The following is a 17995-nucleotide window of genomic DNA, read 5'->3' on the forward strand; positions in this document are numbered from 1 at the left end:
ACCCGCCCGACTGGTCCGGCCGATCTTGTCGCGCCGCGGCGGTCAGGACTGGGCCAAGGCCCGCTCGATCGCCCGGCGGGCCCGGCCCGCGGCCGCCCGGTCGTGCTGGAGCTGCATGGCGGCGTTCAACGCCAGACCGGCGGCGATGATCTCGAACAGGGCCTGGTCGACGTCGAACCCGCCGGGCAGCTCACCGGTGTCCACGGCGGCGGCCAGGTCCGCGCGCAGCTGGTCCCGCCAGCGCGACCACACCTCCGCGACCGCGTCGCGGACCGGTCCGGGACGCCCGTCGTACTCGGTGAGCGCAGCGGTCATCAGGCAGCCGCCGGGCAGCAGCGGCGTTTCCAGGTAGTCCACGGAGTTGGCGCACACCGCGCGCAGCCGTCGCAGGCCGGCAGGCTCCGCCAGGGCGGGCTCGACCACCCGGTGCCAGAAGTCCACGAACGCCTTGTCGAGGGTGGAGATCTGGAGCGTCTCCTTGGTGCCGAAGTGCTTGTGCACGCCGGACTTGCTCATCTCCAGCTCCTCGGCGAGCCGACCGATGGTGATGCCGTCCAGCCCCTCCTCGGAGGCGATCTCGGCGGCACGGCCGAGGATCCGCCCCCTGGTGGCCAGCGCCTCGGCGGCGGAGCGTCGCGGTGACATGCCCCAAGGATAGCGTACGTGCGTTCGCTATTGATTTGGCGAACGCACGTACGCTAAATTCCGGTGCCGTCACCGAGACCGAGGAGCACGGGATGCGGGCACGACGACTGGGCTGGGCCGGACTGGAGCTGGAAGCGGCCGGCGAGCACCTGGTGATCGACTACGTGCAGGACCTGTCACCGCTGTTCACGGGCTGGAAACCGGGCGAGGGCCTGGCGGTGCCGAGCGGGCCCGTCACCGCCGCCCTGGTCACCCACCTGCACCGGGACCACACCGACGCGACCGCGCTCGCGGACGTGCTGCCCACGGGAGCGCCGGTCCTGCGACCGGCACCCGGCCACGGCGACGACGTGGACAACGTGACGACCCTGCCGGCCGAGCGCGAGCTGACCCGGCACCGGCTGGCCGCCGAGGTCGTGGACGCCTGGTCCACCCGTGAGATCGGGCCGTTCCGGGTGACCGCGGTTCCCGCCGTCGACGGGCTGGGCGACCCCCAGTTGAACTGGGTCGTGCAGGCCGACGGGCACCGGGTGTTCCACGGCGGCGACACCATGTTCCACGGCTACTGGTGGCTCGTCGCACGCCGGTTCAGCCCGTTCGACGCGGTGTTCCTGCCCGCCAACGGCCCGGTGGTCGACGCGCCGCACCTCCAGCCGCCGAGCCCGCTGCCCGCCGCGATGGACCCCGAACAGGCCGCTGCGGCGGCGGAGATCCTCGACGCCCGGTACGCCGTGCCGATGCACTACGAGGCGGAACAGCCGGACAAGATCGCGGGCTACGTCGAGGTCACCGACCCGGAGGGCGAGTTCCGGGTGCACGCCGGACGGCGTGCGCGCGTGCTGCCCGTCGGCCAATGGCTCGACCTGGCGGCCTGACGCACCGCCAGGCCGACGACAGGACGTTGGCAGCGCTCTACCCTCCGGACGAACGACTCCCGGTCAGCTTCCGGGTCTGCTCGCGGAGCACCTCCGCCGTCCGGGTCGCCCAGTCGGCGATGAGCAGCTGCTGTTCGGGGCTGTAACGGGCGGTCACCTCGCCCATCGCCGCGTCGAGGCCCGCGAAGGCACCTCCGAGCGCGCCACCCACCGCCGTGACCAGGACGCGCCGGCGGTCGTCCGGGTCGGGGTCGCGGCGGGCCAGGCCGGCCCGTTCCAGGCGGTCCACGACGCCCGTCACCGCGCCCGGCGTGAGGTTGATCCGCTTGGCGAGGTCGCCCGCCGTCATCGGCCCGTGGCGGCCGATGAGGGCGAGCGCGCGCTGGTCGACGGCGGTGACGCCGAGGTGCGCACCCACCGCTTCGTGGAACGCCACCACGGCGGTGCTCAGCTCACGTCCGAGGTCGCTCATGGCAAGCACTTTACCTCGCCTGATATTTTAGTACACTGAACTAAAAGGATCGACCAGGGGGGCAGCAGTGGGGATCTGGGGCGCGGAGCTGAAGCTGACGCTGGAGGTGCCGCGCTGGACGTGGCGGTTCTACCTGCGGCACCTGCCGTTGATCGCGGGGTTGTCGCTGGTGCCGTCCGTGCAGCGGCTGGTCGCGGTGAATTGGGGCATCCCCGGCGGGTGGGCGGCGGCGTCGGAGATCGCCGTCATGGCGGTGCGGGTCTTCCTCGTGCTGGCCGTCGGGTGGCTCGCGCTGCGCGGCGGGAAGGCGACGTGGGAACGTTTCACGGCGTTCGCGACGGCGCACTGGCGGAGCCTGGTGTGGCAGGGCGCGCTGCTGAGCATCGCGTTCCTGGTGTTCGACGTGGTGGCGGAGACCGTCGTCGGCGGGCTGCTGCCGGCGGAGGCCCGGCAGGGTTACCTGGCGGTGCTGCTGTTCGTGAAGAACCCGACGATCATCGCGTTGACGCTGGTGTGGTGGGTCGGTCTGGTCCGCCAAACCTCGTGGACGGCCCAGAACCAGCTCGTCACGACGTAGAGGCGCAGCCGTGCCCGGAACAGCCCGAAGACGGTGCGGCCGGAGTGCGCGGCGCAGGTCGCGGGCGCTGCCGCGCCTCCGGAACCGGCCAGTGGCCCGACTCCCCCGCCACCACCGGCGAGGCAGAAGAAGTAGACCGGTTCGGTTTCGGTGTCGTACCGCCGGATGAGGAGGAGTTCGGTTCGCAGGTAGCCGCCGCCGTCGTCGTAGACATAGGTGAAGCCGTCGGTCTGCCGGTGGACGGTGAAGTGCAGCCTCCACGCCTGGGCGCTGCCGACGCGGATCCCGCTTCGGACGCACGTCACGACCCGCCGGACGACACCTCCCGCCGTCATCCGACGGGACATGCCTTTCCTCGCCCGAGCGGTGCCGTCGACACCAAACCGGCACCGGCTCAGCCCAAGGGCACGCGAGAGACCATCCGTGATCGCCAGGGCGGCCCCGGGTTCCTGCCGTTCGCGCCGAGGCCGCCCATCGCTCGTTCAGCGGATCACCTGTCGCTCACCCGCGCCGCCACTGCTGGTGCGCGCCGCCGTTGCAGTCCCACAGTTGGACGGACGCGCCGACCCACCAGTTGGCCCCGGAGATCTCCAGGCACCGACCGGTCAACCGGGTGCGGATCTGCGAGCCGTCCCACCACCACTGCTGGGCGGTCCACTCGCGGTGGCAGTCGAACATGTTCACCGCCGCCCCGTTCTCGCCGTTCGACGCCACGACGTCGAGGCACTTTCCGTTGATGGCGTTGACGATCTGGCCGTTGGACATGTCGAACAGCTCGGACGGCCACCCGGAGCAGTCCCAGATGTTGACCAACGCCCCGTTCCCGGGATTGCCGTCCCGGACTTCGAGGCACCGGTTGTTGTAGTTGGACCTGATGTTCAACATCGTCGGCAGGTTCAACGCCGGCGCGGGCGCTGCGGCGGCCACGGGTTCCGCACCTGTCCGCCCCGAGGCCGCGGTGGGGAGGAGGAACGTGCCGGCGGCCAGGGCCGCCACGCCCACTGCCGCCAGAATTCGGCCCAGTCGTCCCATTGTCTGCTCCTGTCGTTGTTCCACTCGTCGCAGAATCGAGATCGCCGGACACCTCCGGAGAGCGAGCGGAGCCGGTCCGCGCCGTCACCGTGACGCGGACCGGAGGCCCGCCCGACCGGTGCGCCGCGATCGCGGTCGAAACCGACACCGGCGGCTCTCCGGAGGCATCCGCGCGAGGCGGGGTACCGTTCGGTCCACGGGTGCTCCGCCACCGCTTTCCCGGCCCTGCCCGGGAATTCGTGATGCGTCGGCCAGTGCACCGGACCGCTCGGGCAAGTTCTTTGCAGAATTCTTGAAATCACAGCTCGGCTTCGGGCAGCCCGACCCGGAGAACCGGCACGGCACGCGCGACCGTCGATCGGGTTCCGGCTGCCGGACCCGGTCGACGGCGCGCCTCGGCCGGCCGCACCTGCAACGGCTTGACCACGGCGAGGCTGCCGACAGTCGCACTCGGCCCAACGGGTGGCTGACGGTGTCCGTTCGGGTACCGGGAGCCTCCGATCGGCCTTGTTGTCGCTATCTTCGGGATGCCTGATCGCCGGACGGACAGGAGACCTGGATGGACCGCGCGTCTACGGGACACGAACCGGGATCGGACGACCAGAACGTGCTCGACCGGTTGGTTCGGCTGCTTCCCGAGGATCAGGCGTCAGGCGTCCGCGATTGGCTGTCCGGCCAGGGCGGCGCGGGCACCGATCCGGCGGTCCTGCTGGGCTCGCCGTCCCCCGTGGGCGGCGACATGCACCCCGCGCGGGACGGCGACCCGCAGGGCATCCGCAAGGTCGGGATCATCGGCGGCGGCACGGCCGGGCTGCTGGCCGCGTTGGCGCTGAAGCAGAAGCGGCCGTGGCTGGACGTCACGTTGCTGGAGTCCACGTCGATCCCGATCATCGGAGTGGGCGAGGCGACGACTCCCCACCTCACCGTCTTCCTGCACCACTACCTCGGGATCGACCCGGCGGAGTTCTACCAGGAGGTCAAGCCCACCTGGAAGCTCGGCATCAAGTTCGACTGGGGCCCGGCCGCCGAGCCGTTCATGGGCCCGTTCGACTGGACCACCGATTCCGTCGGCCTGGTCGGCTCGATCCGCGAGGGTGACGGCTCCCCCAACGACGTGTCGCTGGGTTCGGCGATGATGACGGCCGACCGGGTCCCGGTGTACGAGACCGGGAACGGCCCGCTGTCGCTGATGAAGTACATGCCCTTCGCCTACCACCTCGACAACGGCAGACTCGTCGCCTACCTCCACAAGGTGGCCAAGCGGCGCGGAATCCACCACGTCGAGGCGACTCTGGCGGACGTGGTGCTCGGCGGCGAGGAGTGGGTGGACCACGTCGTCACCACGGACGGCCGCGCGCTCTCGTTCGACCTCTACGTCGACTGCACCGGATTCCGCTCCCGGCTGCTCGGCCAGGCGCTCAAGACCCCGTTCACGAGCTTCGACAGCAGCCTGTTCACCGACTCGGCTGTCACCGGCAACACGCCGCACCACGGCGAGATCGTCCCCTACACCCAGTCGACGACCATGAACGCGGGCTGGTGCTGGCGAATCCCGACCCGCGAAGACGACCACCGCGGCTACGTCTACTCGTCGCGGTTCATCTCCGACGACGAAGCGGTCCACGAGTTCCAGACCCGCCACCCGGAGGCGACCGAACCGAAACTGGTGCGCTTCCGCACCGGACGTTACGAGAAGTGCTGGCGTGGCAACGTTGTGGCCGTCGGCAACTCCTACGGGTTCGTAGAGCCCTTGCAGTCCACGGGTTTGCTGGCGATCGTCATCGAGGTGACGACCCTGACGTCCGCCCTGCCGTCGTCGTGGGCCGATCCCCAACCACGGGAGCTGTGCAACGCCGAACTGGGGCGGAACTGGGACGATTTCCGCTGGCTGCTAGCCGTCCAGTACCGCTACAACAACCGCCTGGCCACGCCGTTCTGGCAAGCGTGCAACGAGACCACCGACGTCTCCGGAGTCCAGCCCGTGCTGGACGTCTACGCGGGCGGTGCCCCGCTCTACCGCCGCAACCACCTCGTCAAGGCCATGGCCGACCGATTCGCACCGGCCGCGCACGGCCTCGCCGCCATCGACCTGCTCCTGCTGGGCCAGCGAGTGCCGACCAGGCTGCTGGAACTCGGCGAGCCGATCGAGCGGTGGCAAGCCCGCAAGCGCGCCGCCGACTCGTTGGCGAAGCAGGCAATGCCGACCCGGACCGCCCTGGAGGCGTTCGACACGACACCCGAACTCAACCGGCAACTGCTCCACGACCCCGACAGCTGGGCCGGCCCCGCCGGCGCGCTCCAACTCGGCATCGCGTAGCCCGAACAACGTGTGCACCACCTGACTTTCACGGCCGCCGACGGCCGGCAGGTGCAGGCGGATAATGGTTTGCTCGCACGTGAGACGCTCTCGTCCGTGTTGACAGTGCGCATGAGCGACGTCGCGGCCGACGCGCTCGGAACCGGTGCCTGCCCACCGGCCGAACTCGCGCCCATGCTGCGCGAGCTTCTCCGCGACGGCGTCGTCCGTCGCGGCGAAGTCCTGCTGTTCGCGGGATACTCCGGCTGGGCCGACGAGCCCCCGGGCAGGTTCGCCGACCTGACCGGCTGGGAGTGCTTCGTCAGCAGCTTCCACCTCGACGACGCGGTGCCGGTCGAAGTCGGATCGACGGCGGATGGACAGCCGGTGATCTCCGAGGAAGACCAGGCGTTGATGCTCCGGCACGGACTCGGCTTCGCGTTGGAACTGGTCCGACTGGTGAACGAGCTGGACGAGCCGGTGGCAGTGCGTTGCATCATCGGCACGAACACCACCAACGGGACGTTCAGGTTCCATCGGGCGCGGCCGGGCGAGTCGTGGCTGAGCGCCGACCTCGATTCCCACGCTAGCGGCTGGCCTCTCCAGAAGCTGATCGTGGTCGACAGCGGTCCTGCGAGCCTCGGCGGCACTCCGTGGTGACGGCCGTATCGCAAGATCGTCAGCCTCCGACCAAAACACGACCACCCCACCACCCGCGCACACCCTCCGCCACCACAGCTTCGGATCGTGCCGCCAAAGCCGAGTCGGCGGAACTGATTCTGTCGGTGTTCTCCTCCGACGACGACGTGTTCGGCGGCGGGTCCGCGTTGTCGGAGTTACCGGCCTACCTCGGGGATGGACATCACGCCTTGGCCTCGTGCCCCGACGGCCACAGTCCGGCTGCACTCCGTCGCGTCCCACCTGACCTCGATCCGTTCGATGTGCAGCCGACTTCGGTCACACGGCCGACACCGGCTTGCACTCACCCTGCTCAACCGGATGTCCTTCCCGTCAACCGCGAAGTCGCGACTCGGTGCTCCCACCGGCTCTCCGCGTCGACGGTGCCGCGCCCGCACGGCGAGCCCCACTCCCACAACGACGGTATGCGGTGCGACGCCGGGCGGACTCGTGCCACGATCGACCGGTGACCACGAAGGAACCCCGGCTGCATCGGCGGATACGCCGCGACTTCCCTGAACCCGGCTCTGCCACGGAGATCATCCGACTGCTCGCGGAGGCCGATCTCCCGCACCTGAACGCCGAAGCCCTCGAACGCGTGCACGCCGCCGTCGTCCTGCTCGCCGGAGGGAACTTCGCACGATTTCGACACTTCCTCGCCGAGGCCACCATCGACTGGCGCGACGTGCTCGTGACAGCGGAGCTGGCGAACAAAGACTGGCCGACCCGGCTTGACGAGGAACTCGGTTTCGCCCCTCCTGACCCGCCGAACCGGAACCGCAAGTAGGGCAGATGTTGCACGGCACGGTCCAGTCACTACAACCCACCCGGACGCGCGCGCCACTTCCACCGAGCGCAGGTCCCAATCCGACTGGGGCACAGCGTGCCGCTGATCGCGGTGGCGATGCGCAGGGCGGGGTACCGCTTGGCGGTGGACGCGATCCCGGGGATCGCGGCCCTGGCGGCCGACGAGTGTGAACTCGAACGACAGCGAACGGCTGAAGACCTGGGGCGCGTCGGAGACCGCGAGGACGGACTTGAACCCGAGGCCGAAGCGCCCGATCTCGTCGCCGCGCTTGCCGCTCAGGTGCGCGTGGGAGATCGCGGTGGGGCCGCTCTTGGAGAACGACCGCCCGGAGTTGGCGCCGTACAGGACCTCGCATGCGGGATCGAGAACAATCTCGACCCGTCCCGAGGTATCCTGGCCGCCCGCCATCGCGTCGGCGGCGTTCTGCACTAGTTCGAGCAGGGTCCGGTTCGCGTACCAGCCGACCCGGAACGATTCCTCGTGGTTCGCGTGCTCGGAGATGAGCTGGGGATTTGCGCGGTACGACCCGACGGCTCTCTCGAAAAGAACTTCGATCTCGTGCTTCAAGTCGGTGTCCGGCCGCCACACCCGCTCGATGTTCACCGTTTTGCCCCCAAGGCTCATGCTCTTCCGACACCGACCCGCGAGGCGTGACCACACCGAAATTCACGGCGCGCTCGCACAGGAGCGTCCACAGCCCGACGTTGGCGCGGCGAATCAACGCCCTGCACGGTGGCCACGACTGAAGGTCCACCTGCGGCCATGTTGATCGGCTCCCTACTCGTGCGGCCCGTCGTCGTGTCGATCATCGATCGCAGATGGTGCCGGAACGGATCTTCACCCCGTCGACGGAGACCCGCTGCGCCCGACCCGAGTCGAGCGGGGAGCGTCCCGAAAATGCGTTGACCGGTGGTCGGCAGGGTGAACATCATGGCCGACATGCAGCAGTGACCAGTGACGTCCGGAGAGGCAGACGGCGGGTTCGAGCAACTCCCCGCCGCCCTCCGCCGTGCCGCCCGAAGCCCGCACCGCGTAACCGGTGCGGGCCGCCGCACACCCACTGGGTCCGAGGCGATGCACCCCACCACGCCTCCTGCATGAACACCGGAGACCACCGAAACCATGAGCGCCCTCCGCCATACCATCCTGCCCACCGAACGTGCGGGCTCAGGCAACAACCACCAGGCACTCTGGGTGGTCGACAACCTCGACCTGCCCGCCATCCACACACCAAGGGCACCCGTCCGCGAACGCATCCACGTCCCCCTGCCCGAACGCGATCGGCGACGGATGTTCGAGGGCGACGAACAGCCCCACGGCCCCTCGTCCGGGCGCGGACGGCACGCCGCCCGACAGGGCCGCGTGCGAGCCCGCCGAGAGCGACACCTGGGCACCGGGGCCCGGTACGCCGCGCTCCGCGCCCGGCTCCGAGGCCGGGGCCGCCGCCAACTCTGAACGGCCGTCACCGGCGCGCTCTTGGCACAACGCGCGCCGGTGACGCGCCGCGGCGACCGGAAGCCCTTCGAGGCGACCGACTTCAGGCGACCATCGTGCCGTCCAGGCGGGCCGACGCCGGTCCCGCCGGCGAGTACGGCCGGGAAGGTCGCTCCAATGCGGAGGCCGTCGGTCCAACTCGACCCGACCACGCCGTGCCCAACCGATGCGCACCATCACATCCCGGAGCATCGACATCCCCCAATCCCGATGCCGCTACACGGCGGTAGCCACAATGGGGACGATCCGCATTCGACACATCGCTGAACCCTCCGTCGACCGACACGTCGGTCGGCCCCTGCGGTCCTCCAACCCGCAACCAACGTCGCGCCCTGGACACCGAACAATGCGATGGGCGGCCGGTTCCGCCCGATCCCGGTACGCACCACGCACAGGATGCCCGCCAACGCCGCCTGATCGCCGGCACTCCTTCGTCGGATGGCGGTAGCGCCTAGCGCGCACCGGGATCAGCGACCGCAGACGAACCTACAAACCATCGGCCAAGACCTCCTCAAAACGGAATCACCTCTGCCGGTCACGAGAAGTCGACCTCGAACTCATCCTCCTGATCGACGGATTCGACCTCCGACGCATCCAACTCCCCCTCAGGCCCCTGGCCGTCTGGTGAAGGCCCGTCCAGGCCACCGTTGACCATCTCGGCACTGTCAGATTCGCCAAAGCCGAGACCCACTGTCATCGCCGGCGGCGTCACAAGCGCGGCGGTCAACCCCACCGTGTGCCAGTTCGTCTTCGGTGGAGCCACGCGGGGTGCGCGACGCCGGGGGAAATCCGGCGCGCCGCACAGTACCTTCACCAGGTTCACCGCGTTGCGCACGGCGTAAGCCCGCCAGGCGTTCGGTTCGCCGTCCTGGTCCACGACACCATCGGTGGCCGATTTGTCCGCCCCCGCACGGTCGGAAACACCGCGAGCCACCAGCACGTCGACGGCGTTCGTCCGACGATAGCCTGACAGCGCCGCGCCGCCCGCCTCCGTCTCCAATGCCGCCAGCTTGCGGTTGTGCCCGAGCAGCTCATCGCGGAACGCCGCAGAGGCGACGACCAGGTCGCTGGTCGCAACAGGAGCGACGTGGTAGCGCGGCGGGCGCACCGGACGAGCACCCCCGGCGATCCGGCACTCGGCGAGGCTGTCGGCAGCCCACTCTCGGACCCGCTCCCGGCCGGCGGTGCTGTGCTTGTAGTCGTGCAGGAAGCTGATGAGTGGATACGACGGCTTCCAGCTGGTGCCGGCCATCCTGAGCTGCCACCCGTCGTCGGTGGCCGAGGCGTCCACGACCTTACCCGCGTGGAGGTAGTTCTGGATCTCTTGTGCGAGTACTACGTCACCCAGCGCCACGTCGTCACTCAACGCCGCCGCAGTGCCGACCACCGCGACCATGGGTACGTCGAAGTTGTCCAACAACTCGTGCGTAGCCAGTGTCGCGTTCGACTGCCCCATTTCATAGATCACCGACAGCACGCCGGTGACGCCCGAATCGCCGAACCGGAACCGGTGGTAGAGGGTGCCCTCGATCCTCTTCTCGCCGGTCCGCTCCAGCTCGGGGAGCACGTACTCGAACTCCTCCTCCAGCGGCACGATCAGTCCCAGGTCGTGCTGCTCCATCAGTTCTTCCTCCCGTCGGACAGAGAGGCGGAGCCGACGATGCGCACGCCGAGCACAATCGCCGTGCCGAGTTCCACCACCGACGCCACGGCCAGGATCGGCGTCAAGGGTCCGGTGAGCCAGTAGCAGCCGATCGCCACCAGAACGGGCACCACGAACATCAGCAGATCGACCCCGAGCTGCAACGACTTGCGCAGCAGACGACCGGCACCCCTGCGGTGTTCGGTCTCCCAGCGGAGCACCGCCACCCCGCCGACCGTAAGGGCGAGCGCAGGCCCGAGTTCGTCACGCAAGTAGGTCCCGATCGCGGATACGAGTTCGTCGTTGACGAGATAGGTCCACCCGAGCACGACGCACACCGGTGGCAGGAGGAGGAGAAGCGCCGCCTGCGTTGCGCCGAGACTCGTCACCCCGATCGCGGTCAGAGCTGCGAAGGTGGCGTACATCAACCGGTCGCGCAGCACGATCCGCGCCTTCTGCTCGGCCTTGAGCATCTCGTACTCGGACATCAGCACCTCGCGGACCGAGTCGTCCACGGTGGACGCGGAACCGGCCATCGCCCTCACCCCTTCTCGATGTCGTCGAGTTCGGCGTCGATGTGCGCGGCCCACTTCAGATCGTGCTCGACGCCCTTCTTGCGGTCCGCCCGCTCCTCCGGGGGCAGGTTCGCCACGTCGTCCAGGTCTTCCCGGTCGCGGGCGATCAGCGCCTGTTCCTGCTGGGTGAGCAACTGCACGCCCGCGATGATCGCGTCGCGGTCGACCTCGGCCTGTTTCATCGCGTGGGGCAGGGCCTGCTCCCGAATCGCCTCCTCCACCGCCTCGTACGCCTGCTTCGCAGCAGCGATGGTGTCGATCCGCCTCCGGCGCCAAGCCCCGATCGCGCTGAACAGGCCGGCCGCGAGCCCCAGCGTGATCAGCACCGGCGGGCTCATCAAAGCGGCGCCGGCGACGGCGAGCGCGGAGCCGACCCCCTTGTGGGTGCTGTCGACCCGGTCCTTGGGACCGCCGGGCCGAACCTGTTCGCGGTACACCGCCATCGCGCCGAGGGACGCGGCCGGCTTGAGGTCCTCGACCTGGATTCGTGCGTGCGGTGCGAGGTACGCGCCCGACAGGTCGGGAAGCCTGCTCTGCATCTCGGCCGCGGTCAGCCACTGGTCGACACCGCGCGCGATCGGGTCGTCCTTCTTGCCCTCGGTCAACCCCACCGTGGCGCGCACCAGACGTGCCCTCGACTTTGTCCGCATGGTCATCAGCAGGCTCTCCGGCTCAGCGACCAGGACGTCGACCGCGGGCTTGATCGCCTTGGTCCTCATCGTGGCGAACCGGTCGCGGTAGTCCCTGCGCAGCAGTCGGATCCGGTCGTTCGCGAGTTCGGTGATCGCCTGCTGCGCGTTCACCGTCGCGGTGCGCAGGTTCTCCCGCCAGTTGTCGCCGTCACGCTTGACCCACCACAGAATGCGCTCCTCCCGTGCGCGGATCGGTCCGTCATCCAGGTCCCCGGCCTCCAGCAGGTCCAGCAGGTCCTCCAGCCTGGACCTGCTGGCGGCCACGACGGTCCTGGTCAGTCGCACCATGTCGCCGCGATGGATCTCGGCCACCCGGTCGACAACTTCCTCCGTGAGGCGCTTGCGGAGCTCGGAGATCCCAGTCAGGTCCAGTGCCTCCGTCGAGCACCCGGCGTCCAGCGCGAGCTTCGCGGCAACCGACACACCGATTACGTCGGTGAACCGCGCGGCGAGTTCGGCCGCTCGCTCGGCACCCACGACGGTGAACCAGGTGAGGGGGTCGGCAAGGCGAGCCAACTCCTCTTCCAGGTGCTCGTCCGCGCGGGTGGTCTCGTCGCGGCGGGTCTGCACGATCACGTACGTCCGGACTCGGTCGGCCGACTCGGCGAGGAACGCGAGTTCGTTCTTGTTGATCGGGCGATCGGGTTTGATGGCGAACAGCACCGCGTCCACGTCCTCCAGCGTGGCGATGGTGCGCCTGCGGTGCGCCGGGTCGAGTCCACCGACTCCAGGGGTGTCGATCAGCTGCAACCCGCTCGCGAGCAGCTCGGACTGCGTCGACGCCTCGGCACCGAGCACCCTGGCGTCACGGCCGTACTTCTCGCGCAGCACGTGCTCGCCGCGCGTGGTGAGGTGGACGGAGATGTCTTCGGCACCGACGAGTTGGTGAAAGTGAAACTCTCCGCCGTATAAGAGGTGCACGGTGGCAACGGTGCTGAGGCCGTGGCTCAGCACGACCGGCACGGACGACAGCGGTTCCTCTCCGGTCGGCAGTATCGATTCTCCCACCAGCGCGTTGATCAAGGTCGATTTGCCGACCGAGATCTCACCCACGACGGCGACCTTGGCGACCGGGTCGCGCCACCGGTCGGCCAGCGCTGCGAGCGGTGCCTGACTTGACGCACTGACCTGTCGTTTCTCCGCCAGTGTCAGGATTTCGGCGGCGGCACGGTCGATCCTGTCGGCGAACTCGTCGTTCATCTCATGCCTCCATGAGGTCGTGGACGGCGACTCGCGCAGGACGGATCAGTCCTACGCCGTCGCTGCGGAATCCAGGGGTGAGCAACTCGGCGACGTGGTCGACCTCAGGTGCGGCCGTCGTCGGCCTCACCTCCGCCAACTCGTGCTCAAGCGGGTCGTAGACGTCGCCGGGAGCCGGCCGGATCGGTACCACACCGGGAATTCGGCAGGCCGCTTCGAACAGCCGCCTCGCCAACTCGGGGTTGGTGACGAGGTCGGCGACGGCGAGCACCGCCTTGGTCGCGGAGACACCGTCGGCGGGAGTGGGTGCCTCCTCCCGTCCGGTGTCGACGGGAGGCTCGGGTTCCGGCGCGGGGGTCGCCTCGGCGGTCGGTGGCCCGGGGTCCACGGGTACGTCACGCGGTGCCGGATCGAGCGCGGTGGCCAGCTTCATCAGCACACGGCTGCTCACCACGCGCAGATCGACGAGCAGTTGTCGCATCACACACCCCTTTCCAGTGGGACGAAGCGCATCTGGTGCAGCAGTTGGAGGAGCAGCACAGCCACCTGGCGGGTGCGCGAGTCGGTTGTGGGGTCGACCCGAACCGCCTCACACCGCAGGCGCAGGCTCTCCGGCTCCCGGCACGTTCCCGTGCGCGCCAGCAGGGTGATGTCGACGCGCTGCGAGTCGTTGAACTGCTCACCGACGTCGGTGTGGCGAACCAGGCGCGCGGCCGCACGGCGGTGCAGGACCGCGAACTCCGGCGAGCCGGTGATCTCCGTCAACGCCGGCCGCAGCGCCGCCACCAGACCGCGGTCTGGTGCTCTGCTCAACCTGTGCAGTACGGCGACAGAGGTGAACAGTTCGGCGTCCTCCGCCAGATCCGCCAGCACAGCTTCCAGTTCCCCGATGCGGGATGCCCGCTCGAACAACGCGGCCACCTCGGCGGTCGTGGTCAGTCCCGCTGATTCGGCGAGCAGCCCCGGCAGTGACCTCGGCACTCCCACAACGGATTCCAGCACCGCGACGTCCTCATCCGGCAGTGCCTCTCCGATACGGCGCCAGTCCAGCCCCGCAGCAGCGAGCAGGTCCGGGCGGCCGCGTAGCCGCAGGAACGCCGATGCGACGCGGTCATCGACCTTGCCGGTGCGCACCGAGGCCGCCATCAACTGGTTGACACCTACATAGCGCAACGTGGTCGGCGCTTGGCCTCTCGACCGCCGTTCGAACGCCGGGACGTCCGCGATCTTGTCGATCTTCGTGGTGACCAGGACGATGTTGCCGACGAGGTCGAGTGGTCCCGAGGACATCACCCCGAGGTCGGAGACCATCTCGGCCCACCCCGCGCTGGACTCGCCGTCGACCAGCACGAGGTACGCCGCCGCCGCACCGGCCAGTTCAGCACCTCCCAGCAGCTCCTTCGTCTTGTCCGGGTTCTCCGAGCTGCTGTTGAGGCCGGGGGTGTCGCCGAGCACGATCCGGTCGGCGAGCGGGAAGTCGACCGCCACCGAACTGTGCGCCGGGTCCGCCAACTCCGCACCCACCAGGCCCGACCCGTGGAACCAGGTGACACCACTGGTCTTCTCCTGGTACGCGGTGTCCGCGAGGGCCCGCCCGACGAGCGCATTGAGCAGCGTCGACTTCCCGGTCGAGACGTCGCCCACGAGCAACACCCTCAGTGGCTGACGGCACTGCGCGACCACATCGGGCAGCAACGAAGTCCCCGCGAATCGGCCCTGGGCCAGCAGCAGTTCGCACTCGTGTGCGATCAAATCGGGCACAGTCGTCATGAATCCACCTCGGCGAGGTGGAGACGGTCCAGCACCCGGCCACGTCGGGCGTAGACGACGCCGGGGTCCGGGCTCGGGAACAGCGTGTCGGGCGACGCGGCCGCACCGTTGTCGCACAAGGCGATTTGTTCACCGGACAGCTCGTCGAAGGCGCGATACGCCCCGGCGGCCACGTCGCAAGCAATCAGCACCGGCTTCTTCGAGCCGTGCGGGTAGACGACCGCTCCCACCGACGGGAGCTGTCGTTTCCAGAGAAGTGAGAAGCCTGCGGAACTCATCGCGTAGGTCGTGGCCACCCCGTCGTCGGCGACGCAGACCAGTCCGTGCACTGGCTCGACAGCGAGATGCGCCTCGCCTCGCAACGGTATGGACGCGCGTTCACGGAGCGTCGGTGATTCAAACGCGACCAGCGCCTTGTCCGTGCGTGCCAGCAGCAGCGGCTCGTCGGTGAAGAACAACTCCCGCACCGGTTCGCGGAGGGGCAGGGAATGCCATTCCCAGTCACGGGTGTCGATCAGAACGCCACCGCGCTCCCCGGCCTGTGCCCAGGCGATCACCGAACCACGACACGTGAGGGCCGTGACTTCGCTGTCCGGCCGAGCGGGTGAGGCGCCAAGCCTGCCGAACACCACCCCTGGACGGATGTCGCCGCCGAGACCGAACTCGGACAGCGTGAACGCGGGTGACGGGCTCGCCATCAGGATCCGCCTGGTGGCCGGGTCTGCGGCGATCCGGGTGACCGGTGTCTGCGGGCCGCCCACGACTCCGGTCGTCACGGCACCGTCGGGGCGGTGTCGTTCCAGCATCGACGTCGCCGACAGCGCCACGACGCCACCTGGTGCCCCGACCGCGATGCCGTCCGGGCGCGAGAGCACAACGGCCCGCGAAGTCCTCGTGAACGGGCGACGTGCCCGCGGGGTCTCCTGGGGCCAGGGTAATGGCCGGCGCGGTGCACCGAGCGCCGCCGCACTGCTCACCGACTGCTCGGACAGGTCGGTGAACTCGGCATCCCAGTCTTCTCGCGCCAGGCTCTCGACTCGCCTGAGGAACTGCGGGACCCTCGCGGCACCACCGGTCAACACGACGCGGTCGACGCCGACAGCGCCGAGCGACTTCACCACGTCGGCGGCGACGGCGAGGCAGGATCCGACCAGCGGATCGATCGCCTCCTCGAAGTCCTCCAGGTGCAGTTCGACGTTGTAGTCGCCCAGCGTGAAGGTCGTCGAGTCCTCAGTGGACAGTTTGATCTTCGCACCGTTGGCCACGTCCGAGACCTTCTCGGCACGGACGGCGAGGTTGGATTCCAGTTCGGCCAGCGCCTCCGGGCCGGCCTGTCGCCGCACCAGCCGTAAGAGTCGCGCGGTGAAGTCGTCGCCGCCGCACAGCCTGCCTGCGGTCGCCAGCACTTCCGGCGCACCGTCCACGTCTGTGCGCAGCACCGCGAAGTCGAAGGTGGAGGCACCCAGGTCGAACACCGCGATGGTCCCACCCGGCCCCACCTGGGCGGCCGCGTGCCTGCCGGCCGCCTCCGCCTCGCTCATCAACCCGACCGAGCGCACACCGAGCGCCGCCGCAGCCTCGGTGAGAACCACCTTCTCCAAGTCTCCCCACATCACCGGGTGGGTGAGCACGACGTGCTCGGGCTCGCCGTGCTCTGTGCGCACTGCGGTCAGCACGTGATCGACAGCGGTGAGCACGCCCCGGGTGACCGGACGCGTGTCACCAATGGGAAATCGGATCTCGCGGTGCACGGGCTCGACTTCGGTGGCGAGGTTGATCAACTGCTTGAGTCCCGCGAAGTAGCGCGGAGCATCCCGCGCGCTGTTGCGGGCGAGCCACGCGACCTGGCCGGTGACCAGAGATCCATCACGTTGCAGGGCAAGGGAAGAAGACCACTGATCTTTGCTCCGGACGGCCAGGGGCGTGACCTCGGCGACGCTCCCGTCCCAGACCGCGGCCTTGGTCAGCGAGGCCCCGATGTCGATCGAAACGATCATGAAAACTCCCTCCGGGCAGGCTCCCGCCCGCCTGCGGGGCGGCGAGCCGGCCAGTGCCATCCAGTGATCGCCAGGACTTCGCCGGACGTTTCAACCTGCAGCCAGGAAGACTTATTGTCGATCTGACTTTATCAGCGACCAGGTTACTGTCAAGTCGACAATTAGGTACGCTGCAAGGGTGTCCCGTACCCAGCGCGAACGACCGCTCGTCCACGTCACCGTCGACCTGGTGATCCTCACGATCCGCGAACGCGCCTTGAACGTGCTCATCGTCGAGCGCGGCACGAGCCCGTTCGAGGGCCGACTCGCCCTGCCCGGTGGTTTCATGCGTGGACGCGAACGGCTGGACGAGGCGGCGGCACGAGAACTTCAAGAGGAAACCGGCCTCGACGGACTCCACCTGGAACAGGTCCGGGTGTACTCCGATCCCGACCGCGATCCGCGTGACCGTCGCGTGATCACCTGCTCATACCTGGCGATCGCTCCCGACCTGCCCGTCCCGGACGCCGGGTCCGACGCGCGCGACGCGCGGTGGCGGCCGGTCGGGGAGCTGCTCGCGGATCGGGACTCACTCGCCTTCGACCACAACGAGATCCTTTGCGACGCCGTCGAACAGGCCAGGATGAAGCTCCAGCACACGACGATCGCCACCAGCTTCTGCGAACCCGAGTTCACCATCGGAGACCTTCGGGAGGTCTACGAAGCCGTCTGGGGTGTAGTCCTCGATGCGCCGAACTTTCACCGCAAAGTGCGGGAGGTGCCGGGCTTCCTGGTCTCCACCGACCACAAGCGCGCCTCGACGTCCGGCCGTCCCGCCGCGCTCTACCGAGCGGGCCGGGTGACCGAACTCAGCCCCCCGATCCTCCGGCCGCACTGAACGGACGCCAAACGAGGCCCTCGCCCGACCGGTCACGGACGAGGGCCTCGGCGGAGGGGGCCAGTGCGTCGACCACGAACGTGGACGACGCACGTCGATCGACCGGGGACGAGCGAGACGTCTGTCGAGGAACAGCGTTGACGAAAGCCGGCCCGGCTTCGATGGTCAGCACGGCCCGGACATCGCTGCTTGTCCTCCGCGCCGTCCCGTGCTTTCAGGTCCACGCCGACGTCACGTTCGAGCTCGGGTGCGCACGTCTCCACCGAGCAGCCCGCGCCCCGGACCAGGATCACACCACGAGCCCGCCTGCTCGCTTCCGACTACATGGCTCGGGTCAACGCGAGAATCCGCCTGGCGGCCGATCC

General features: G+C 69.0%; 16 protein-coding genes. 5 read left to right on the forward strand and 11 right to left on the reverse strand.

Going from position 1 to position 17995, the window contains the following annotated elements; genetic code table 11:
* Window positions 1–42 precede the first annotated feature (42 nt).
* On the reverse strand, window positions 43–645 hold the full coding sequence (locus tag AC0HI0_RS16585; RefSeq protein ID WP_480933264.1) for a TetR/AcrR family transcriptional regulator: 603 nt from the start codon (window positions 643–645) through the stop codon (window positions 43–45).
* 92 nt (window positions 646–737) lie between these two features.
* Here AC0HI0_RS16585 and AC0HI0_RS16590 point away from each other — a divergent pair, with 92 nt between their 5' ends.
* Window positions 738–1520, forward strand: a complete 783-nt coding sequence (locus AC0HI0_RS16590) for an MBL fold metallo-hydrolase (RefSeq protein WP_480933265.1) — start codon at window positions 738–740, stop codon at window positions 1518–1520.
* Between the two features lie 37 nt (window positions 1521–1557).
* On the opposite strand, the gene AC0HI0_RS16595 is transcribed toward AC0HI0_RS16590, so the two are convergent.
* Window positions 1558–1992 (reverse strand): MarR family transcriptional regulator, encoded by a 435-nt coding sequence (locus AC0HI0_RS16595; protein ID WP_480933266.1) that lies wholly within the window; start codon window positions 1990–1992, stop codon window positions 1558–1560.
* Between the two features lie 67 nt (window positions 1993–2059).
* On the opposite strand from AC0HI0_RS16595, the gene AC0HI0_RS16600 reads away from it, so the two are divergent.
* A complete protein-coding gene (locus tag AC0HI0_RS16600; RefSeq protein ID WP_480933267.1) occupies window positions 2060–2569 on the forward strand; it encodes a hypothetical protein in 510 nt (169 codons plus the stop codon).
* 501 nt (window positions 2570–3070) lie between these two features.
* Here the strand turns inward: AC0HI0_RS16600 and AC0HI0_RS16605 are convergent.
* Window positions 3071–3601 (reverse strand): RICIN domain-containing protein, encoded by a 531-nt coding sequence (locus AC0HI0_RS16605; RefSeq protein WP_480933268.1) that lies wholly within the window; start codon window positions 3599–3601, stop codon window positions 3071–3073.
* A 559-nt stretch (window positions 3602–4160) separates the two neighbouring features.
* Here AC0HI0_RS16605 and AC0HI0_RS16610 point away from each other — a divergent pair.
* Window positions 4161–5918 (forward strand): tryptophan halogenase family protein, encoded by a 1758-nt coding sequence (locus AC0HI0_RS16610; RefSeq protein ID WP_480933269.1) that lies wholly within the window; start codon window positions 4161–4163, stop codon window positions 5916–5918.
* A 12-nt stretch (window positions 5919–5930) separates the two neighbouring features.
* The gene (locus AC0HI0_RS16615; RefSeq protein WP_480933270.1) at window positions 5931–6557 is read left to right on the forward strand and encodes a hypothetical protein; all 627 of its coding nucleotides are present in this window, start codon (window positions 5931–5933) and stop codon (window positions 6555–6557) included.
* A 331-nt stretch (window positions 6558–6888) separates the two neighbouring features.
* On the opposite strand, the gene AC0HI0_RS16620 is transcribed toward AC0HI0_RS16615, so the two are convergent.
* From AC0HI0_RS16620 to AC0HI0_RS16655, 8 genes are all read right to left on the reverse strand, one after another.
* Window positions 6889–7986, reverse strand: coding sequence for a sacsin N-terminal ATP-binding-like domain-containing protein (locus tag AC0HI0_RS16620; protein WP_480933271.1), 1098 nt, complete (start codon window positions 7984–7986; stop codon window positions 6889–6891).
* Window positions 7987–8550: 564 nt separating this feature from the next.
* On the reverse strand, window positions 8551–8700 hold the full coding sequence (locus AC0HI0_RS16625; RefSeq protein WP_480933272.1) for a hypothetical protein: 150 nt from the start codon (window positions 8698–8700) through the stop codon (window positions 8551–8553).
* Window positions 8701–9412: 712 nt separating this feature from the next.
* Window positions 9413–10498, reverse strand: a complete 1086-nt coding sequence (locus tag AC0HI0_RS16630) for a 5'-methylthioadenosine/S-adenosylhomocysteine nucleosidase family protein (RefSeq protein ID WP_480933273.1) — start codon at window positions 10496–10498, stop codon at window positions 9413–9415.
* Window positions 10498–11007: a hypothetical protein gene (locus AC0HI0_RS16635; protein ID WP_480933274.1), complete on the reverse strand. Its 510-nt coding sequence runs from the start codon at window positions 11005–11007 to the stop codon at window positions 10498–10500. Before AC0HI0_RS16635 ends, AC0HI0_RS16630 begins: the two co-directional genes overlap by 1 nt.
* A gap of 53 nt (window positions 11008–11060) precedes the next feature.
* Complete coding sequence (locus AC0HI0_RS16640) at window positions 11061–12986, reverse strand: dynamin family protein (RefSeq protein ID WP_480933275.1); 1926 nt, start codon at window positions 12984–12986, stop codon at window positions 11061–11063.
* Window position 12987: 1 nt separating this feature from the next.
* On the reverse strand, window positions 12988–13467 hold the full coding sequence (gene grpE / locus AC0HI0_RS16645) for a nucleotide exchange factor GrpE (RefSeq protein ID WP_480933276.1): 480 nt from the start codon (window positions 13465–13467) through the stop codon (window positions 12988–12990).
* Window positions 13467–14756, reverse strand: a complete 1290-nt coding sequence (locus AC0HI0_RS16650; protein ID WP_480933277.1) for a GTPase — start codon at window positions 14754–14756, stop codon at window positions 13467–13469. Before AC0HI0_RS16650 ends, grpE begins: the two co-directional genes overlap by 1 nt.
* Window positions 14753–16753 carry an Hsp70 family protein gene (locus AC0HI0_RS16655; protein ID WP_480933278.1) on the reverse strand — a complete coding sequence of 667 codons (2001 nt, stop codon included), beginning with the start codon at window positions 16751–16753 and terminating at the stop codon, window positions 14753–14755. The genes AC0HI0_RS16650 and AC0HI0_RS16655 overlap by 4 nt, the downstream gene beginning before the upstream one ends.
* A 178-nt stretch (window positions 16754–16931) precedes the next feature.
* Between AC0HI0_RS16655 and AC0HI0_RS16660 the strand changes: the two genes are divergently transcribed.
* Window positions 16932–17630 (forward strand): NUDIX hydrolase, encoded by a 699-nt coding sequence (locus AC0HI0_RS16660; protein ID WP_480933279.1) that lies wholly within the window; start codon window positions 16932–16934, stop codon window positions 17628–17630.
* The last annotated feature ends 365 nt before the right edge of the window (window positions 17631–17995 follow it).

The organism is Saccharothrix sp. NBAS 001 (genome assembly GCF_056640475.1).

Coding starts and splice junctions, on each gene's coding strand:
- AC0HI0_RS16585 (WP_480933264.1), bottom strand. CDS start 645: ATGTCACCGCGACGCTCCGCCGCCGAGGCGCTGGCCACCAGGGGGCGG.
- AC0HI0_RS16590 (WP_480933265.1), top strand. CDS start 738: ATGCGGGCACGACGACTGGGCTGGGCCGGACTGGAGCTGGAAGCGGCC.
- AC0HI0_RS16595 (WP_480933266.1), bottom strand. CDS start 1,992: ATGAGCGACCTCGGACGTGAGCTGAGCACCGCCGTGGTGGCGTTCCAC.
- AC0HI0_RS16605 (WP_480933268.1), bottom strand. CDS start 3,601: ATGGGACGACTGGGCCGAATTCTGGCGGCAGTGGGCGTGGCGGCCCTG.
- AC0HI0_RS16610 (WP_480933269.1), top strand. CDS start 4,161: ATGGACCGCGCGTCTACGGGACACGAACCGGGATCGGACGACCAGAAC.
- AC0HI0_RS16630 (WP_480933273.1), bottom strand. CDS start 10,498: ATGGAGCAGCACGACCTGGGACTGATCGTGCCGCTGGAGGAGGAGTTC.
- AC0HI0_RS16635 (WP_480933274.1), bottom strand. CDS start 11,007: ATGTCCGAGTACGAGATGCTCAAGGCCGAGCAGAAGGCGCGGATCGTG.
- AC0HI0_RS16640 (WP_480933275.1), bottom strand. CDS start 12,986: ATGAACGACGAGTTCGCCGACAGGATCGACCGTGCCGCCGCCGAAATC.
- grpE (WP_480933276.1), bottom strand. CDS start 13,467: ATGCGACAACTGCTCGTCGATCTGCGCGTGGTGAGCAGCCGTGTGCTG.
- AC0HI0_RS16650 (WP_480933277.1), bottom strand. CDS start 14,756: ATGACGACTGTGCCCGATTTGATCGCACACGAGTGCGAACTGCTGCTG.
- AC0HI0_RS16655 (WP_480933278.1), bottom strand. CDS start 16,753: ATGATCGTTTCGATCGACATCGGGGCCTCGCTGACCAAGGCCGCGGTC.